Raw genomic sequence first — 17,802 nt, 5'->3', positions numbered from 1 at the left:
CAGGGACGTTTCCCTCACATTATCCCCCTGACCCATGGGCGTCATCTTTTTAGAGCGGAACGGCAACCAAACTGCCATGCCTATCATAAGACGAATTCATGTACGCCATGATTCGAAAAGCATAGCCCTACTATCCGTCTTTTCTGCAATGGTCGCGGCTCTCGAGATATTTCCGATAGTGGGCATCACCGATCTCAAACTTGTTCCAGAGGTGCCCAGCTTCACAATTGATTGGACTGGTATCCCCATCATCTTTGTGCTCTATGGTCTGGGTCTCGTCTATTCATTCGTCTCAATCGGAATCATGGGAATTGCTATTGGGTATCGGAACCCGATCGGGGCGACATTCAAAGTCACGGCTGAAGCACTCACTGTTCTAGGATTCTTTTTAGGTCGAGCAATCATTCCGAATCGATTTCGGTCAGAGAGAGTCCGCATAGTTTCAGGTCTCATCGTGGGGGCGGTCTTTCGAGCGATAGGCATGCTGGGCGTGAACGCACTTCTGCTTCCGGTCGCATATGGACTGCCTGTTGATCTCGCTGTCCACATTGGGATCATTCTGATTCCATGGAACATTCTACAAGCAACCATCAACATCATTGGAGGTCTCATTCTCTTTCGTGCGATCCCCGAGGATCTCGCATTGCAGGCCGGTCTCGGCGAAGGCCAGAGTATCGAAGAGATGCAGATCCGCGAACTTGAACAAGATGATTCATCTGAAACCATGCCTGACTAGTAAGACAGAAGCATCCTCATGAGGCAACATAAAGTGACAAGCGAGACCTATTCGCTGATTCCTATCAAAGGGATACCGCCCATTGCAGAAGGGGATAATCTCCCTCGGATCATATCTTCCGCACTTCAAGAGTCCATCAGACCAAAGGCTGGAGATATTCTTGTGGTGACTCACAAGATCGTCTCATTGGCCGAGGGAGCCATGTATGCTCTTGATGAGGTCAAGGTCTCAGACAAAGCACGGCGAATAGCACATGCAATTGAAAGGGATGAACGACTCGTCGAAGTTGCCCTTCTGGAGGCTGTGGAGATCATCAGGGAGCGACCCGTACTCATCACTCGCACAAAGAGTGGGATCATCACTGACATGTCCGGAGTGGATTCAAGTAATGCGCCTCCCGGTCATGTGATCGCTCTTCCGCGAGACCCTGATGCATCAGCAAGAAAGATCAGTGAGTCCATTCACGAGACCTTTGGAATTCATGTGCCTGTACTGATCTCGGATACACAGGGGCGACCCTGGCGCAGACATGCCGTAAACACCTGTATCGGGCTCTACGGTATGCGCCCGTTCACCAAGAATGCCGGGATGACGGATCTCTACGGCCGAACCTTAAAGTCATCATTAGTATGTGTGGCTGATGAGATTGCTGCTGCTGCGGAACTCCTTATGGGTCAGGCGAACGAACAAATTCCGGTAGTGCTAGTCCGAGGAATAGACTATGAGGTCTCTACTGATTCGTCTCTGAAGGATATTCTGCGAGACCCCGAATCTGATTTATTTCTTTGATATAATTTTGTGTGATCTGTTGGGAACGTCACATGTAAACCGAGAGACCTGTGCATTAGGTATGCGCAGTCCATGACCCTTTGTATTCGATAACAAAAATGATTCCTGCAATGAATGCAAGGATCCCTGCAAGGAACGCCGGACTTAGAAAGATGGTCATATCACTTGCTAATTCACCAGCAAACAGTATCGCAATTGCAATAATGACTATGCCACCACCAATCCCACAGCAAGGGGTCATCTGAATGCGTTCCCCTGTGTCCCGGTAAGTAGAAGTCCGCGTATATGTGCCATCATAGTTTGGTGAGTCAGTATAGGAATAGTCCATCACCGCTGCAAAACGGCCCTTGGTTGCAAACCACATTGCCACGATCATTGTAAATGCAAGGGCTCCCGCAGCCATCGCACCGATTCCGTTTTCAAAACCAAATGCACTGATCCCACTCTGAATGAACAATAATATCGCAGAAGTGAGAAACAGCATCGCACTTTTTCTCGAACCGGCCATTCTTTTAACTCCAATCTAGAAGTTATCATACATGGCTCATTATAACTGTTTCATAACATGAGAATCGTGCGAATGATCGCCGTAGGAACAAGTTCGAATCGCACTAATTCGTAAGAGTGATCTCCCCGTGCAACCTGTGGACCGCTTTGACTAATTTTTTATATATGATTTCTTCTGCACTATCAGCCGTACCACATTTCCACCTCATAATTCGTCCTTGTCTCCGGCCTGACGATTGAATCTTAATCCGTCCGATATTGCGTTCCAGATCATATTCTACATAAATGACAAAGGTCTGTGGACTATAAGAACATGAAACATAGTTATTAATATGGACGAATATCGCATGTAATTGATTGCCACATCGCCACTTCTCCTTAGACAAGTTCGAATAGTTCATGAGAAAAAAGCGCAAAATAGAATAAATATCAACATCCTTGATTGTCACTTCTTTCATATAATTGCCACACTTATACATTTCACTAGAACGGATTTAAGATTATGTTCTAAGGTAACTTGACTCACATAAATTTAGACAAAACATTTTTTCCCGAGCCAGCACTGGCACACCGTCTTCATCTAAATTGGAAGGAATATCCCAAAGTAAGGCAGGGCAAGAATAATGCCTATGATAATGAGAAGGACACCCACGATGATCTCTACCTTGTGTGCCGAATGTGTTAGACTCGTGGTGATCTTGTCACGCGCCTCACCGCTTGCCAGACCTAGTACGAGATAGGGGATAGTCACACCCACAGAAACCGCAATAAACATCAGAATGAGGATCATGACATTGCCACTTGAACCGAAGAGAACGAATGCTCCTAAAAGTGCGGGGCCGGAGCAGGGCGCTGCGAGAAGGGAATAACCGAGTCCGATCAAATAGACGTTCAGCAGGCTGGTAGGAGTTTCAGGTGGGTTGGTCAGACTCAGAGTTGAAAGGTGGAGTGTATTTCTCAGGCGCTCAGACATGGTCACAAATCCCAAAAAGATTAGGAGTGTTCCGAGCCCCGCTTGGAGTAAGTTATGATTCTGGAGCAGAAAGATCCCGATCAGGCCGGAGATAATAGCAAATACCCCCAGCGAGCTCAGAATCCCCAACACCAGAGTCATCGTGATAGCGACGCTTCTGCGTCGTGAGTTTTCCGATTGCAGTGTTCTCAGAAGCATGAGCGGTAGCAGAGGAAAGAGACACGGCGAGATGGCTGTGTAAAATCCAACTCCGAAACTTGCCCCGAGTTGGAAGAGTATCTCTGCGACGCCCTGCACTTCAATCACCTGGTTACTTCATTAATGCAATCGATTCAACGATATCTGATGATGTCCATATGCCTTCATGGTACATTCGAATGTATCCATTAGGGTCTATGATGACCAGAGTTGGAGTGTACCGCAGATGGAAATACTGCGTAAAGTAGCCATCATCTACACCGTGTGCCCATGGAAGACTATGATCCGACTTGTATGTCGCCATTGCGTCTGTTGTGGCGCTCAGGTCAACACAAAGGCTCACGATCTTGATAGTATCGTTGTGGTTATCGTAGATGTCTTGTAATTCGGAATTTTCACTCTCGCAGGCAGGACAGCTCGTACCCATAAGATCGACAATGAGATAGTATCCGCTATAGTCATCTATCTTCATCGTGCTCCCATCGGACATGTCAAATTCCCACGTGCTTGGCACTTGACGCTTCTGATCGATCAGATCAACATCAGGAGCTAAAGATGCGACGGTAGTATGAGTGTTGGAACCGCCTCCACTGTTATAAGAGGCCATTGAAGCACCGATGACAATCCCTGTTAAGGCAATAACAAGGACGACACCAATGATCACACCTTTGATCGTGTCCATTTCATGTTTCACCTGCGGGTGTGCCGTGTTTTTGCACAACCCTCTATTAATATTGTGGTATGTTTTACTAGAACCAACTTGCCATACGAGGTGACAACATGGAAAAAAGCCGATTTATCGTACCACTTGTCTTTTGTGTAGTTGGAATACTAGTAACGTATTATCTGACTATGCTCTTGACAGATATAATTCACGGAGTACTGCTGTCCTATGATCCTATGCCTCTCTTACCAGGAGCGGCTTCAAATGATGCAGTACTCTTACTTCGAATAATTATTCCGCTGACACTAATTATCTTTCTGGTCTTCTCAATTCCCGTCACTTTTGCATATCTCATCGGGAACAAGTTTGTCAAGATCGGAGCATACCATCTAGGAATCATCGAGACCGGAAAAAGATTCACGACCAAGAAGATCCTCTACAGGGCGGCGAGCCCAGCACTATTCGCACTGACATTTGGGCAGACGATCCTGAACCTTATCCCCGATTTTATCATCCATGAGCCAGCATCGATTCCTCAACCGATTTTACCTCTCTTTGCACCGTTCTATACTATTCTCGGATCACTTGTCGTGCTCAACGTTGCATTGTTTCTCTACACCCCAACTTGGCTGTTAAATGACTCCGGAATCGTCTATAACCTCAAACCCTCAGAACTCGAGATACGACGATGCCCCGATACGATGGGTGTGGGCCGATGGGTCTCAAACTTTTTGGGAGGCTTCTCACTACTAGGGTATCCAATATCGGCATTCTTCATGCACTTTTACAGGCCATTCGTGATCTTAGGAATTGACATGACCAACCTGTCAGTGTTCACCAGTATCTTTTGGACGGTGGGGCTGCCATTATTGATGATGGCATTTGTCATGCCCGCTATTCTGCTAAATGAGATCCTACTTAGCAGACTGTCGCCTATAGTCCACAAATTGGCAAGATCGCTTGGTGCTAAGGATGTTCAACTTGAGATTCTTGTAGACTCGTAAGATCAAGCGTCTGAGCAAGCGGCTCATCGTTAGTACCTGAATACCATGGAGCCGAGAGAAAGACAACAGTGTGTGGCCGGGACTTTTTGTCTATGGCCACATACCCCATCTTTTCCAAGGACTTCACAAGTTTTCTGACTGCGGTTGCTTTTCCGCCATAACTCTTGCTCAATGCCTTGTAAGAAGCACGCCCGCTCTCTTTGATAATCTTAAGAAGCTTAAACTCGGGTATCTTGAAGAGGGCCGCACGCAGTGTCTGATTCTCAATACGAATGGCATTCTCATTACCCGAGAGGACCTGTGCCAGCTCGCTACGCAGTGTATTGATCTCGTCGGACAGCGATTGCCGTTCGCTCTCGAAACGAGCGAATAATCCTCCCGATTCATGAACTAGTACTGCACTAAGGTCGCCACCAAGACCATCTAATGCTTCACGTGCTGCGGATTGTGACTCGCGAATGAGTCCCTTCAAGTCGGATGTATCCAACCATTGCCCTTCAACAAGAGACTCAAGCTGAGTAAAGTAATTCTCAAGTCGTCTGACCCAGACATCTCTAATCTGTTGGAGCTCTCCTGCAAGCTTGAGTGTCATTCTGGCGGCTATTTCTTCTGAACCAGTCATTAAGTAGACCACCGCATAATATCTTAACAACCAAGAGATGAGGGCTAGTATTGTGCAGGTAAGACACGGTCTTGAACATTAGAGGTACATAATGAGGGGTGATAATGTTTTTCTGCAAATTCGTCATGCCTCACAGGAGGATTGGATATGGCACTTGAGAACTATCTACCACGTGTTCGAGCAGCGGTACGACTCTTGATCGAAGCAGGACTTCAGGAGAACGATCCGGATATGCGACGGAAAGCCGAGCGGGGCATCTCTGAGATCAAGACGATAGTCAAGGAGATCATAGAAATGGGACGCGACCAAGTAGTAGGAATTGAGGCAAAAAAAGCACTAAATGAGGTCGCCTATATTCTTGGGTTTCAGGATGGGAACATCTTGAAGATCGCCTTGGGAATTCGCGAAGAGAAGAAGCCCGACTATGTTCCTCCACCACCGCCGTAGGCCTATGACTCGATCCATTTGACTCTATGAATCTTGTCAACTAAGGACAGTGGGATCGTACCTGCGCTCTTGAGCCTCGCATTCGCCACTAATTGAGTTGAGTCATCGACTGTAAAGACCTCCAGATCGTACAGATGGAATAGTGGAGATATATCAAGTTCGGAGAGGGGATTGCCGGAGACCATCAGATACTTCATCTGAGGACAATATACGAGTGGTTTTAGAGCCAATTGTGTTAGGTTGTTATTTGTCATGATGAGGAATTGAAAGTTCTCACACCCAGTGAACGCTTCGAGGTCTATCGATCGCAATTGATTATGGCTCACATAGAATCTTCGCAGGTTCGAATGCTCCTTGAACGGGCTCAATTCGAGGTGAGTCAGATCATTATGGGAGAGGTCTATGGTCTCTAAATGATGAAGATGTACAAGAGGGGTCAGCGAGACCTCCTTCAAGGCATTATGAGAGAGATTGATGACTTTGAGAGAGAGACATTTGCTGAGAGGGCTAAGGTCGATCGTTTGTATCTCATTATTAGACAAGTCGATTGCGACAAGACCTTTAATGTCACAGAGCGGGGCAAGATCGATGTTGGAGATATCCCTGTGTGAGAGGTCCAATTCCGGAACTCTTCGGGTAATTATCGATTCGAGCATCTCTCCTGACGTCATTTCATACCGTATCACCGTTCGTTCCCACATTTTCTCTCATCTCTCTGCTAATTAGTAATACATGAACCTAAACAAATCTTGTGTTTTTACTTATTTGGAAAGAGAGATGTAAATTCAATGCTCGATATGAGACCAGGGGACCGGATCGGATAACGTATCTACGAACCGCTGGATAATTTCGCGTATCCCTTCAGGGTTATAGATATCTCTAAAGACCAGTGCTGGCTCTCCAGTTGAGACCTTCCGTGAGTAGATGAACAGGTTGCCCATCCCTGCAATTTTCTCCTCCGGACTTGCCGTCGTCTCCATGTATTCGATATCATCATAAAACACTCGTGTTGTGTGCCGCTTGATTATCCCTCTCCGGATTCGCACATTCCACGTTGTAATGATATATAGAATAAATCTCCGACGAGTTTCAACTGCGGCCATTATGACGGCGCCCACAAAAATCGTACATAGGCCTATGATCCATGACAACTCATTATAGAAGATCCAGCCACCAGCAGTCGCCACGTTATAGAGAAATCCAATGAGTATCAATACTGCACCAAAGACGTAGTAGAAGAGAAACCCGACTCGCTTCGGAAAAATGATCAACACCAATTTCTCTCGCTCTTCCGGAGCCACAGGGACTCTAAGCGCAGTTCCGCTCATAGGGCATCAAGAGGAGAAACAAGAAACTGGCTTATCAAAGTGTCGCATAAAGAGAAAGATGGCCGGTAGAGCTTGCGGCGCTACCGGTGAAAAAAAAGAGCCTTAACTTATGATGGATAAATCTCCCAGAGCTTGTCGCAAGCATGAACCACATGACTCACTAGCGTGCGAATCTCCTGGGGGGTCAGATCGGTATCATTGGTCTCTGCAATAACTATCATATCATCATCGTCATCGATAGCGAACTTGACACCATTTGCTTTCCATGATTCTCGGAGCATATCGTATGCGAGTTTGTTTCGCTTATCCTCATCAACCTGATAAAAGTTTGAAAAGGGAGCAACAATATAGAGCCAGCTCTCATCATTATTGGCAATGATCTTGACTTTGAGATCTTCAAAGTGATCTGTCTTCCATCTCATCAAAAGCCCACTTTCATCTCGAGTGTATTTGATGTCTATTTGATCAAGTAGGTTAGCAACGTGGTCGATTATTCCCATGGTAACGAACCTCATAATCCCATCTAATTGGCCATTTAAAAGGAAATTGTGGATAAACAGGTGAGGTACCGTTTGCGACCCAGAACTCCGGAGCGACCAAGTTTCAAGAGAATCATGTATCTGGAAAACATGGTTTCAGCATCAAATTGAGCAGGGCACCCTGTACGGCATCGCCTTCGAAGAAACCATACAGTTCAGTATCACAAATACGCACAACAGGTAGCATCGAAATGTCGATATCGTGGACCTCCGCAGTCGGATCATCAACATTAATTATTTCCAGATGCTTCATTGCTATGCCCAAGGCCTGCATGGACTGGAGGAGAACCTCCTTTGAGGGTTCGCAGAAGAGACAATGATCCGACTTGTAGAACGTGATACAAGTCTTGCGACCACATGGCAGTTCTACAGCCTCTGTCCACGCCTCGAATTCCAAGTTCACACGGGTACCGCATACCTCACCATTTTTGATGCGGTCCTCTACCCAGACAGTTCCCCCAATACTCTGCATGATCGCATTGATGAGTGTAAGTCCAAGACCCCTGCCAGCTTTTTTGCGGGCATTCTCTTCGGTTCTTCTAAATACAGCCTCTTTTAGAGGATCAGGAATCCCCGGACCGTTATCCTCTATGATCACCTTTACACGATGAGCCACAGCATCATCTTTTACAGACACATCAATGGAAACATCCTGTGACGGATCATAAAAGGCTGCATTGTGTATGATGTTAAAGAAAACATCTTGCACATACTCGTTACCAGCAACTGATATTGACAGTTCGTCGGGGTCGTAATTGATATGAATACTCTTCCACGAGAGGTCTTCTTGGACTGAAGTGACTGCCGTGGAGAAGACATCTTTTAGTTCGGTGCGTTCTGTTGTAGGAGGCTCGGTCTGTAACCGCAACAGGCTTCGCATATTCCGGATCATTCTTGCAGAGCGACGGATGTTCCATATTGTCTGATCAATAAGCGACTGTATGGTTTCCGGAATGTCAAGTGACTCGGTGAGCAAACCAAGAGCAAAGACAAGCTCCTGATTGATGTTGTTCAGGTCGTGAGTCATCACCTCAAGATAGAGATTCGCTCTGTTCCGTTCAGCAGTCTCACGGATCTCTGCTAACCGACGACGATTGATATCTATCGCCATCAACATTACTGAATCAATACGGCCATCCACGATAATAGGGTATGAAGTAACACTCACCCATGTTGTTGTTCCATCTACCTTGACAAACTCGACTTCGACATCAGTCACATTCTTACCGCTAATGGCTGCAGTGATGAGGTCGGAGCCTGCACGTTTGCTTCGTTCGTCCCTCCCGAATAGAGCAGTACCTGGTCGCTTCAAAAGCTGTTCAGGTGTATAGCCTAACAGTTCTGCTGCGGCCCTATTAATATCCTGAATGATCCCCCGCGGACTAATTGTAATGAATGCAATAGGCGACTTGGTGAAGATCTCAGTATATCGGAGCTCGCACTTCTCAGCCGCACGAGCCATCTCAAATTGAGGAGTCAAATCCCTGAATACATAGAGTTCGGCTGGCTCTCCATCATACGTAATTGACTCCGACGTATATTCTACCAGCAGGGATTCGCCCGAACGCCGTCTTAAAGAGACTATCTGAAATTGAGAGTCTGAAACATCTGGAAGAAACTTTGTTTCAAATGTTTCAACTGGTGAGATAATATTAGAAATATTCCGCCCTTCAACATCGTTTCCAAGAATTTTCATCAACGCAGGATTAGCATTGATTATCTTACCATCTTTGATGATTGCAACTCCATCACTAATTGTATTCATCAGGGCCGTATGGATCTCGTTAAGAGTATGACACTTTGTTTGGTCTACTTCATCTGGTTTCATTCTAGGACAGCTCCAGAAGGAAATAACCACATTCTCTCTTTATCATTCGATCCTCTATGTTTTATCCAAAGATAACTTAATCCTTGAGGAGTTGTGTTTTGGCGTAAAATAACCCTTGTTATGATAAACATGTATGACACAAATCCAAAAAAAAGAATAGCTATTGCAATAAATTAACTAATATTCACCATACCAGTTCCGAATTCAACTAGAACACGACTCGTTTTCGCCAATTTAATAAAAACGCCGGCGGGTCTCCCTCATCAATCTTCGGTTTGCGCCACACCTTCAACAAAATATCACCCATCACAATATATATATAGGCGACTTGAACATTTGAACATATGTTCACATGTACAAATGAAGTGATAATATGGTCTTTTCCCGAATGCGACAGAAGCGACAGACGATAAAAGATGATGAACTACATCAAATGGTGGTCTTATTTCGGGCACTGGCTGATAGATCACGTCTGAAAATACTTGAGATCTTGGATTCAGGAGAAGAATTGAGTGTTACTGAGATTGCCGAAAAGATCGGGTTAGAACGGAGTAATGTCAGTCATCATTTGAGTAAGTTAAGCGACATGGGTTTTGTGGGGCACACACGAAAAGGCAAACAAGTGTATCATTTCCTGAAGGACGAGTGCGTACGAGACATTATGCGGAGAGCGCGATATCATGTCACAAACTGAGACACCCGTATGCACAGTATGCGGAATCGATGAAGAAAATGAAAATGAAGACTTCACCAGAGAATATATTCTAACGTCAATAGCAGTATTGCTCTTTGGCATAGCGCTGTTTCTCGATCTGCTCCTCGCAGAACATCTCTCCGCGAAAATAATATTTGTTGCCGTCACAGGAATTGCAGGTCGTGAAATAATTCCCCGTGGAATAAGGGGCGCGGCACGAATCCATCTTGATATTAATTTTCTAATGACATTTGCAGCGATCTCTGCCATAATCATTGACGCAGCAGCAGAGGGTGCTCTTGTCATGCTTCTGTTCTCGATCGCGGAATTGCTAGAGTCCCGAGCGAATCATCGTGTCAAGACCGAGATCGCATCTCTTGCTGCACTCCAACCTCACAATGTGACCTTGGTCAAGAACGGTCTCGAATACCCGGTAGCGGTCGAGAGCGTGCAGGTTGATGAGATCATTGTGATCAGACCGGGAGAGCGTATCGGATTGGATGGAGAGATCGTTGACGGGACCACTCACATCGATGAAGCAACCATTACAGGAGAGTCAGTACCTGTCTCAAAAGGCACCGGAGATCACGTATTTGCAGGAACAATTAATCAGGCGGGGTACATCCGTGTGCGAGTTACTAAGAGGGCCTCAGACACAGTGCTCTCGAAGATAATAGAGTTGGTTGAGCAAGCACAGAAGAACAAGTCACGAACGGAGAGCATGGTCTCACGATTCTCGCACAGGTATACTCCAATAGTTGTGGCAGCCTCACTCTTACTCGCACTGTTTTCATTTATTGCCGGAGCAACACCTCAACAAGCGCTCTATCGGGGTCTCACATTACTGGTGACTTCTTGTCCCTGTGCCTTTGCAATTGCTATTCCCGTAAGCATGGTGTCGGCGATCACCGGCTTTGCGAAGAACGGAATACTGGTAAAAGGCTCCCGTCATATTGAAACCCTGAGTAAGGTCACGACAGTAGCCTTCGACAAGACAGGGACTCTCACAGAAGGGCGGCTTCAGGTTCAGAACGTATGCTTACATTCAGAATTTGATGGAGATGAGATTCTACGGGTTGCAGCCTCGCTCGAACAGAGATCTGAACACCCGATCGCAATGGCCATATTAGCGGAGGCTCAGGTGCGGGGATTGGAACTATCAGATGTTGACGAATTTCGAGTCATGCCGGGGATGGGTGTTGCAGGAAACATAAGTGGCACGACCCATCGAGCAGGCAACCTAAAACTGCTCTCGACCGAAAAGGTACGTGTCGCGATCAAAGAAGGCCATCACTGTGGAAATGGATCACTGGTCTATGTCTTTCGGGGCGACAGGCATCTCGGGACCATCTCATTGGGTGATACGACACGACGTGACAGTGCGGCAACGATCAAGAGACTAAAGGACATGGGTCTTAGATCCATCATGGTAACAGGTGATAATCAGCAGACTGCAGAAGAGGTGGCGTCACAGCTTGGGATCGATGAGGTTAGGGCCAACCTCATGCCTGCTGACAAAGTGAGAATAGTTGAAGAGCTGTCTAAATCTGGAACGGTAATGATGTTAGGAGATGGCATCAATGATGCGCCTGCACTTGCACGAGCGGATGTCTCTGTAGCGATGGGGGCTGCATCAAGTGACGCAGCCATTGAGGCTGCTGATGTCGCACTGATGAAAGACGACATCTCACGAGTGCCACAGCTTGTCAAGAAAGCACGAAGAACAATGAGGATCATTCGTACAAATGTTGCCTTCTCCCTTGGAGCAAAAGGGATTGTTGCAATCCTCGCAGTCTTGGGACTTGCACCGTTGTGGTTAGCGATCGCGGCTGGAGATATGGGCGTGACCTTCATCGTAGTTGCGAATGCACTTCGACTCGCGGGACGTGATTAGTGATCATTTGAATGATTGTAGAGCATGTGTTGCGAGCATCATGAACAGGAATACGAAGCCAATGGTAAAGAGAGGTATGACCCAGAGAAGTATTGCTCCGGGATTACTGATCACAAACAAGACAAAAGCTCCTCCGATTACAAGATTAAGAGTGGGGTATGAAAATACAAGCGGGACAGGAGGATTCTGAGGCTCATTAGTAAGAACTGGAACATACGCCCCGATCATCACACCAGAGGCACAAAAGACCAGGAGTAATGGACCGACAAGCACCAGCAGCGGTTCGATCGAAAATTCTCTGAACATATACTCGATGAAGAGAAGTAAAGGAGTCAGAGAGATTGCAGAGTCAAGAACACTGCCGACATATTTGGCCAAGACAATATCTGTTCGCTTAAACGGGCTGGCCTTCAAGAGATAGATATTGTCCTTCTCATCAACAAAGGAGAGAAGAGCCGAGAGACTTGCCAACTGAATTATAAGAAGAAGAATGATCATGAAGGCTGGTGCAATACTGGCAGGGTTCACATTAAGGGAAGGCAAGATATCGATGGGGGCCATCCAGAGAAGAATCGCACCGATCGTGCCAACAAGTGCAGTCACATACTTCCAAAACTGCGTTGACATACGCATCCGGCTCCAGAAGTCTTTGAGAAAGACCCACATCATGGGATCATTAAATCGTGTCTTGGAGAAATCGACCTCTCCATGAATGATCCGCCAGATACGGCTCTCGGAAATATTCTTTGTCTGTCGTGATGTAAATGCCTCATAGTAGTCCTGTGTTGAGAAAGTGGCCACTAGCAGATAGAAACTGATGAACCAGATACCAACTCCGAGTGCAACTCCCTGTATTGGATTAATTGTGATCAGACCTAACATGTGCAGGAGAAGTAAACCAATAAGACTGCTAAAGACCAGCATTATTGACGCGGAGTTTGTATTGAACATTGGCTGCGTCGCTATAATCAAGACAAGCGGCAGGAGACCTAGAAGTACATAGCGAAGCGGCCGCTGAGGAATGCGATAGCTTAGTCTTCGAAGATAGAATGCCACTCCACTTAGCATATAATTAGTCTCGAGATATATTATGACTGTGCCAAACAATGCAATGAATGACAAGGACGAGACCTGAAGACTTGTCAGAACTGGCTGAAGAATGAGCAATGCAACAACAAGATATACGATCTTTCTGATGACTCGACGAACATATCGTGACATAAACACCTGATGAGGTCTGAGAGGGGCGGGCATGAGAATGTACTCATCAGGAGGTTGTAGCACAGCCGCGGGCCCCAGTCCGAGATAGCCACCAATGACTGCACCAGCCGTGAAGAAACCCAAAATGCTCAGTACGTTTTCTACGCTTATCAGGTCAACCAGCAGGGTCACCAGATGCCCCTCTAAATAAACAGCCGTACCAAGAAACGAGAGCGTCCAACTAATGAAAAATGCCCCTACCAGCATGATCGAATAGAACATCAACATACTGGGAGTGGTCAAGCTTCGCTTGAACTGATTCCACATCAGACGGATCTCGTTAAGTAGAAGAGTAGTTGTACGACAGGGGGCCGTCATGATTGCAATCACTCCTGTGGTATGCCGCCAGTTAATTCTAAAAATATCTCCTCTAGATTTTGAGTGTCGGGAAACTGTTCATGAAGCTCGTCATACGTTCCTTGCCCAACAACTCGTCCCTCATGCATAATGACAAACCGATCACAGAGATCCTCAGCGACCTCAAGAATATGCGTGGAGATCAGGATGGCGGACCCCCTATTTCTCAGACGGCGAATATGCTGTTTGAGGCTCCATGCACCTCGTGGGTCCAGACCATAAATGGGCTCGTCAAATGCAAGAATATACGGTTCAGGCCGCACAAAAATACCAGCTAACAACGTACGCTGAAGATTCCCTTTTGAGAGCGTACCAATATAGGAGTCAATATACTGATAGAGCTGGAGCATGTGTGAAAATTCGTAGACACGAATAGCCGCCTCGATTGGCGGGACACCATAGATCTTAGCAATAAATGAGAGGTACTCACGTACTCGTAGGCTCTCGTAGCATGATGGTCGCTCGGGGATATAGCCAATGTCACGCTTAGCATCAATTGCATTATCCGACATGGGAATACCATTTACCTTTACGGCACCAGATGTCGGCCGAATGATTCCCGCAAGTATTCTCAGTGATGTGGTCTTCCCCGCCCCATTAGGCCCCACGAGTCCGACTATCTCTCCGGGATGGACAACAAGATCCAAGTTTCGGACTGCCATTGTCTTTCCGAATTTCTTTTTCAAGTTCGTGATCTCAATAGCTGGATCTTTCAGTGACGGCCGTTCAGTGAACAAGTCCAACTCGTCTATCGCACTGACGACTTTATCGATAAGTATCGAACGACGTAGTACCCGCTGAGTCAGTGGAACTTTCAGCATTCCTGCTAATCGATACACCTCAGGCAGAGGCATACTCTCAATCAGATCTTTTGTGTCTTCCATATTTCCAGCTCCATATTTTTGATTTGATCAAGTAGGTTATGGGAACTCTCACAAGGATCTCAGTTGTAGATGTAGGTGGCACGGTCTCGGGTGCAACATCTGGTTCGATCTTGAAATCAGCTCTCTTCAGAATCCCGGTCTGCAAAAGGAGAAAACCGACCACCTGTACTAGAGGTGCAAGAAACGAGTACGTTGAGAATGGACCTGAAGTTGACGATGCTGTTGCAAATGAAAATCCTATCTGTGCTATCGTCACCCAATAAGAGATAATCGTGACCAATAGTAGACGTAACTTTGTGGACTCGTTCAACAAATATTTAATAAATTGGCGTACAAAGAGAAAATCACCTGACATCTCAACAGCGACAATCAGAAACTGAAGGACGGACCACGCCACAATATCAAAGGTTGCTGTTAGAACAGAATATCTAATAAAAATAAAGGGCATGAATAATCCAACATGCGATTGAATAATAGAATCATTGACCTGAAACTGATCGATAAAAATTAGTGGGATAAAAGCCATTGCCGCTATGATCAAGAGACCTGAGAGGCCAGTCTTTAGTCGCATATATATTGAAGACTCCGAATCTTCCAAGGATATGATCTCACTGGGTCGTACACTGCTTTTTTTCAACTTGCGAGACAAGACAATCGCATTAAATTGATAATATATTTCCGGATAGACCACCATAAAAAGCACGAGTAAGGTCACGTATGAACCGATTAAGCCACTTCCTGAAATATATAGATCCGCGAGGACGACGTAACCAAAATCGCCAAAATTACTACTAAAAATGGCCAGAACGAAGACCAGTATGAACGTTGTTACCAAACATCGATAGACAAGATTCAATGAACCCAATTTTCGACCGCGGATGTTTATCTTATATTTATAATAGGCCACTGGAGATATTGCAAAAAGCGTAAAGATCACTAGCAGGGGATTTGAAGTAAAGACGACACGTGAATTCACTATTGTATAAAACAGGCCTACCACTCTTAATTGCGATTGTCCATCCACCTCAAGGATATTGGAGACACTCGCCATTATTGGAACCATTAATAATAATAAAGCCTTGAGCAGTACATCGGCTAGGATATTGATATCGCCGTTTCTTCTGGGGGTAACTCCATGAATTATTGCCAAGTCAATCACCTATGTGATTTTCGAGTGCCCAGTAGCAGAACTCTATTTCACCGACAATACGTGATTCGCCCAATAGTTCGGAGCCTACCTGGTCAAAGCCAGAATACTTTCTCAGTCCGGCACAAGTCCAATCAGTGATCGTCTGAATATCCCCCATGTCAATCACTCGCTTGATTACTCAAATTGCTTTTCAGCTTTCCGGATTTAAGGCTCTGTGTGAAAAGTCAGTGAAATAGTGATTATGAGAAGTATGAACACCATTTTGCGATCGAATCCAAAACTTTTCGGAATCCATTCTGACTTGAACGATCTATGTCTGTGGACTTTTCACACAGATCCCGGATTTAAAAAACCGATAAAAGCAAGTATCTATCTTCAAGGTTCGACTATATCATAGTTCACTATATTTCCCATCCTTAGAAGGCTTTACGAAGACTCATTCCCAAGTCATATAAAATATTTAGCTCGCGAGTCTGTTACTTATTCCGGTTCTTGATTGCTCTGTGCATCTTAGATTCCCCTATCGTTAGGATCTATCATCTAAGGCCATATCGTTGGATTCGAATTTTTTTAATCTTAGATAATAAGCGATACCTCAACGACACTTCTACGAATATTTCTGTGGGCACGGTTATAATTATATTATCTATCCCAAGCTCAATAAATTCGGACTCGGTCTTAACGGATCCAGAAACACCGAATTTCAAAAGAAGTAGCATGACCATTTGCACAAGAGGCAATGGTACAATGTAAAGCACAGTATTATCTCCCACCAAAAGGATCAGTATTAGTATCGGTTCCAGTTGGTAGACAAAAGAAACAAGTACAGAAAGTATGAAATGTCGCTTTACGAAAAAACAAGAGGCCTGTTGGGCAGATCTCCAGAAGATAAAGGTCATCGTGCACCATCTACTGGATCATTAAAATAAAATGGTATTTCTTTAATAAATCGCAACTTCCACTCATCAAGTTCGGTAAGAAGCGGAAATATGCTCACACCGCCTTGATGTGCAAGAACCAGCTCTCTTGCAAACTTGGGATCAGTTCGCTCATTAGGAGTGAAAACATCTGCGTCAGGACGCTGAATGACGAAAATGACGGAGGCCTTGTCGACTAATCCCTCTCTCAGTGCTCTTGCAAGATGATGCATATGCCGAGCTCCACGTTCTGTGACTGCATCGGGAAACATGGCGATGCGATCTTCCACAAGTGTACACGATTTGACCTCTATCATCGTCGTGAGACCATTACCTTCAAGCCTGAAATCAGCTCGTCCGCCGTAGAGTGGAGGTTCAGGAATGACCCGATCATAATCATGGAATTGTGGGAGAGCGTGCTGCTGAAGCATTCGCTTAATAAAACGGTTCGGAAGATTGGCATCAAGTGAAACCAGTAGACCATTATGATCAATAGCCAACATATCATAAGATGTCTTCCGCGTTTCATCATCTACAGGCCGGAGATAGACTGTTCTGCCATGGATCATGAGCTCGTTCATTCGTCCAGGATTAGGAATGTACGCATAGGTCTCCACGCCATCAAGTTCCACCACTCCAAGGAATCGGTTTGGCCTGCGAAGAAATGTTGCAGTCAAAATTGATTGATCCATAATGAACTCGCTCAGGACCACAGTGCCAAGTTTGAATAAAATACATATTGTCACTGGCAACAAGAAATATACTAATCGGGGGAGCTGTGTGAAAAGTCCACAGACATAGATCGTTCAAGTCAGAATGGTTCCTGAAGGCTCTTGGATCCGGACATAACCTAGTGTTCATTCGCCTCATACGCACTCTGTTACCGACTTTTCACACAGAGCCATAATCGGGAAAACAATCATATAGACCAAAGTAAAGGGGTTCGTTGCTGCGACTGATCTCTAAGGGGACAGAGAACAGACTAGACCGCGACCAATAGCATATGGCAAG

General features: G+C 45.6%; 18 protein-coding genes. 6 read left to right on the top strand and 12 right to left on the bottom strand.

Features of this window, described 5'->3' with window-relative positions:
* Positions 1 to 76 precede the first annotated feature (76 nt).
* Positions 77 to 736 carry a hypothetical protein gene (locus K9W43_11410; GenBank protein MCF2137829.1) on the top strand — a complete coding sequence of 220 codons (660 nt, stop codon included), beginning with the start codon at positions 77 to 79 and terminating at the stop codon, positions 734 to 736.
* Positions 737 to 769: 33 nt separating this feature from the next.
* Positions 770 to 1,525, top strand: coding sequence for a coenzyme F420-0:L-glutamate ligase (gene cofE / locus K9W43_11405; protein MCF2137828.1), 756 nt, complete (start codon positions 770 to 772; stop codon positions 1,523 to 1,525).
* A 55-nt stretch (positions 1,526 to 1,580) separates the two neighbouring features.
* Here the strand turns inward: cofE and K9W43_11400 are convergent, their stop codons facing one another.
* From K9W43_11400 to K9W43_11390, 3 genes are all read right to left on the bottom strand, one after another.
* The gene (locus K9W43_11400) at positions 1,581 to 2,033 is read right to left on the bottom strand and encodes a hypothetical protein (protein ID MCF2137827.1); all 453 of its coding nucleotides are present in this window, start codon (positions 2,031 to 2,033) and stop codon (positions 1,581 to 1,583) included.
* A 579-nt stretch (positions 2,034 to 2,612) separates the two neighbouring features.
* On the bottom strand, positions 2,613 to 3,311 hold the full coding sequence (locus K9W43_11395) for a hypothetical protein (GenBank protein ID MCF2137826.1): 699 nt from the start codon (positions 3,309 to 3,311) through the stop codon (positions 2,613 to 2,615).
* 4 nt (positions 3,312 to 3,315) lie between these two features.
* Complete coding sequence (locus K9W43_11390) at positions 3,316 to 3,885, bottom strand: TlpA family protein disulfide reductase (GenBank protein ID MCF2137825.1); 570 nt, start codon at positions 3,883 to 3,885, stop codon at positions 3,316 to 3,318.
* Positions 3,886 to 3,983: 98 nt separating this feature from the next.
* Here K9W43_11390 and K9W43_11385 point away from each other — a divergent pair, with 98 nt between their 5' ends.
* Positions 3,984 to 4,871 carry a hypothetical protein gene (locus K9W43_11385; GenBank protein ID MCF2137824.1) on the top strand — a complete coding sequence of 296 codons (888 nt, stop codon included), beginning with the start codon at positions 3,984 to 3,986 and terminating at the stop codon, positions 4,869 to 4,871.
* On the opposite strand, the gene K9W43_11380 is transcribed toward K9W43_11385, so the two are convergent.
* On the bottom strand, positions 4,834 to 5,493 hold the full coding sequence (locus K9W43_11380; protein MCF2137823.1) for a winged helix-turn-helix domain-containing protein: 660 nt from the start codon (positions 5,491 to 5,493) through the stop codon (positions 4,834 to 4,836). The two genes, K9W43_11385 and K9W43_11380, sit on opposite strands and share 38 nt — an antisense overlap.
* A gap of 147 nt (positions 5,494 to 5,640) precedes the next feature.
* On the opposite strand from K9W43_11380, the gene K9W43_11375 reads away from it, so the two are divergent.
* Complete coding sequence (locus K9W43_11375; protein ID MCF2137822.1) at positions 5,641 to 5,940, top strand: hypothetical protein; 300 nt, start codon at positions 5,641 to 5,643, stop codon at positions 5,938 to 5,940.
* A 2-nt stretch (positions 5,941 to 5,942) separates the two neighbouring features.
* Here K9W43_11375 and K9W43_11370 read toward each other — a convergent pair whose 3' ends face one another.
* The 4 genes from K9W43_11370 to K9W43_11355 all read right to left on the bottom strand — a co-directional run bounded on the left by K9W43_11370 (position 5,943) and on the right by K9W43_11355 (position 9,635).
* Positions 5,943 to 6,611 (bottom strand): leucine-rich repeat protein, encoded by a 669-nt coding sequence (locus tag K9W43_11370; GenBank protein ID MCF2137821.1) that lies wholly within the window; start codon positions 6,609 to 6,611, stop codon positions 5,943 to 5,945.
* 114 nt (positions 6,612 to 6,725) lie between these two features.
* Positions 6,726 to 7,268, bottom strand: coding sequence for a PH domain-containing protein (locus tag K9W43_11365; protein ID MCF2137820.1), 543 nt, complete (start codon positions 7,266 to 7,268; stop codon positions 6,726 to 6,728).
* 107 nt (positions 7,269 to 7,375) lie between these two features.
* Entirely contained in the window at positions 7,376 to 7,690 is a 315-nt protein-coding gene (locus K9W43_11360; protein MCF2137819.1) for a hypothetical protein, read from the bottom strand.
* 190 nt (positions 7,691 to 7,880) lie between these two features.
* Entirely contained in the window at positions 7,881 to 9,635 is a 1,755-nt protein-coding gene (locus tag K9W43_11355; protein ID MCF2137818.1) for a PAS domain S-box protein, read from the bottom strand.
* A gap of 388 nt (positions 9,636 to 10,023) precedes the next feature.
* Here K9W43_11355 and K9W43_11350 point away from each other — a divergent pair, with 388 nt between their 5' ends.
* Together K9W43_11350 and K9W43_11345 are read left to right on the top strand one after the other, a co-directional pair.
* The gene (locus tag K9W43_11350) at positions 10,024 to 10,329 is read left to right on the top strand and encodes a metalloregulator ArsR/SmtB family transcription factor (protein ID MCF2137817.1); all 306 of its coding nucleotides are present in this window, start codon (positions 10,024 to 10,026) and stop codon (positions 10,327 to 10,329) included.
* Positions 10,316 to 12,223 (top strand): cation-translocating P-type ATPase, encoded by a 1,908-nt coding sequence (locus K9W43_11345; GenBank protein MCF2137816.1) that lies wholly within the window; start codon positions 10,316 to 10,318, stop codon positions 12,221 to 12,223. Before K9W43_11350 ends, K9W43_11345 begins: the two co-directional genes overlap by 14 nt.
* Before the next feature lie 3 nt (positions 12,224 to 12,226).
* Here K9W43_11345 and K9W43_11340 read toward each other — a convergent pair whose 3' ends face one another.
* The 4 genes from K9W43_11340 to sfsA form a co-directional block, all read right to left on the bottom strand.
* The gene (locus K9W43_11340; protein MCF2137815.1) at positions 12,227 to 13,801 is read right to left on the bottom strand and encodes a hypothetical protein; all 1,575 of its coding nucleotides are present in this window, start codon (positions 13,799 to 13,801) and stop codon (positions 12,227 to 12,229) included.
* A gap of 8 nt (positions 13,802 to 13,809) precedes the next feature.
* The gene (locus K9W43_11335) at positions 13,810 to 14,724 is read right to left on the bottom strand and encodes an ABC transporter ATP-binding protein (protein MCF2137814.1); all 915 of its coding nucleotides are present in this window, start codon (positions 14,722 to 14,724) and stop codon (positions 13,810 to 13,812) included.
* Positions 14,699 to 15,559: a hypothetical protein gene (locus K9W43_11330; protein ID MCF2137813.1), complete on the bottom strand. Its 861-nt coding sequence runs from the start codon at positions 15,557 to 15,559 to the stop codon at positions 14,699 to 14,701. The genes K9W43_11335 and K9W43_11330 overlap by 26 nt, the downstream gene beginning before the upstream one ends.
* 1,210 nt (positions 15,560 to 16,769) lie before the next feature.
* Positions 16,770 to 17,537, bottom strand: a complete 768-nt coding sequence (sfsA, locus tag K9W43_11325; protein MCF2137812.1) for a DNA/RNA nuclease SfsA — start codon at positions 17,535 to 17,537, stop codon at positions 16,770 to 16,772.
* Between the last annotated feature and the right edge of the window lie 265 nt (positions 17,538 to 17,802).

Source organism: Candidatus Thorarchaeota archaeon, from assembly GCA_021498125.1.
Taxonomy (GTDB): Archaea; Asgardarchaeota; Thorarchaeia; order Thorarchaeales; family Thorarchaeaceae; genus B65-G9.
Note: the sequence above shows the minus strand (reverse complement) of the source record. Positions and strands in the feature narration are given on the sequence as shown.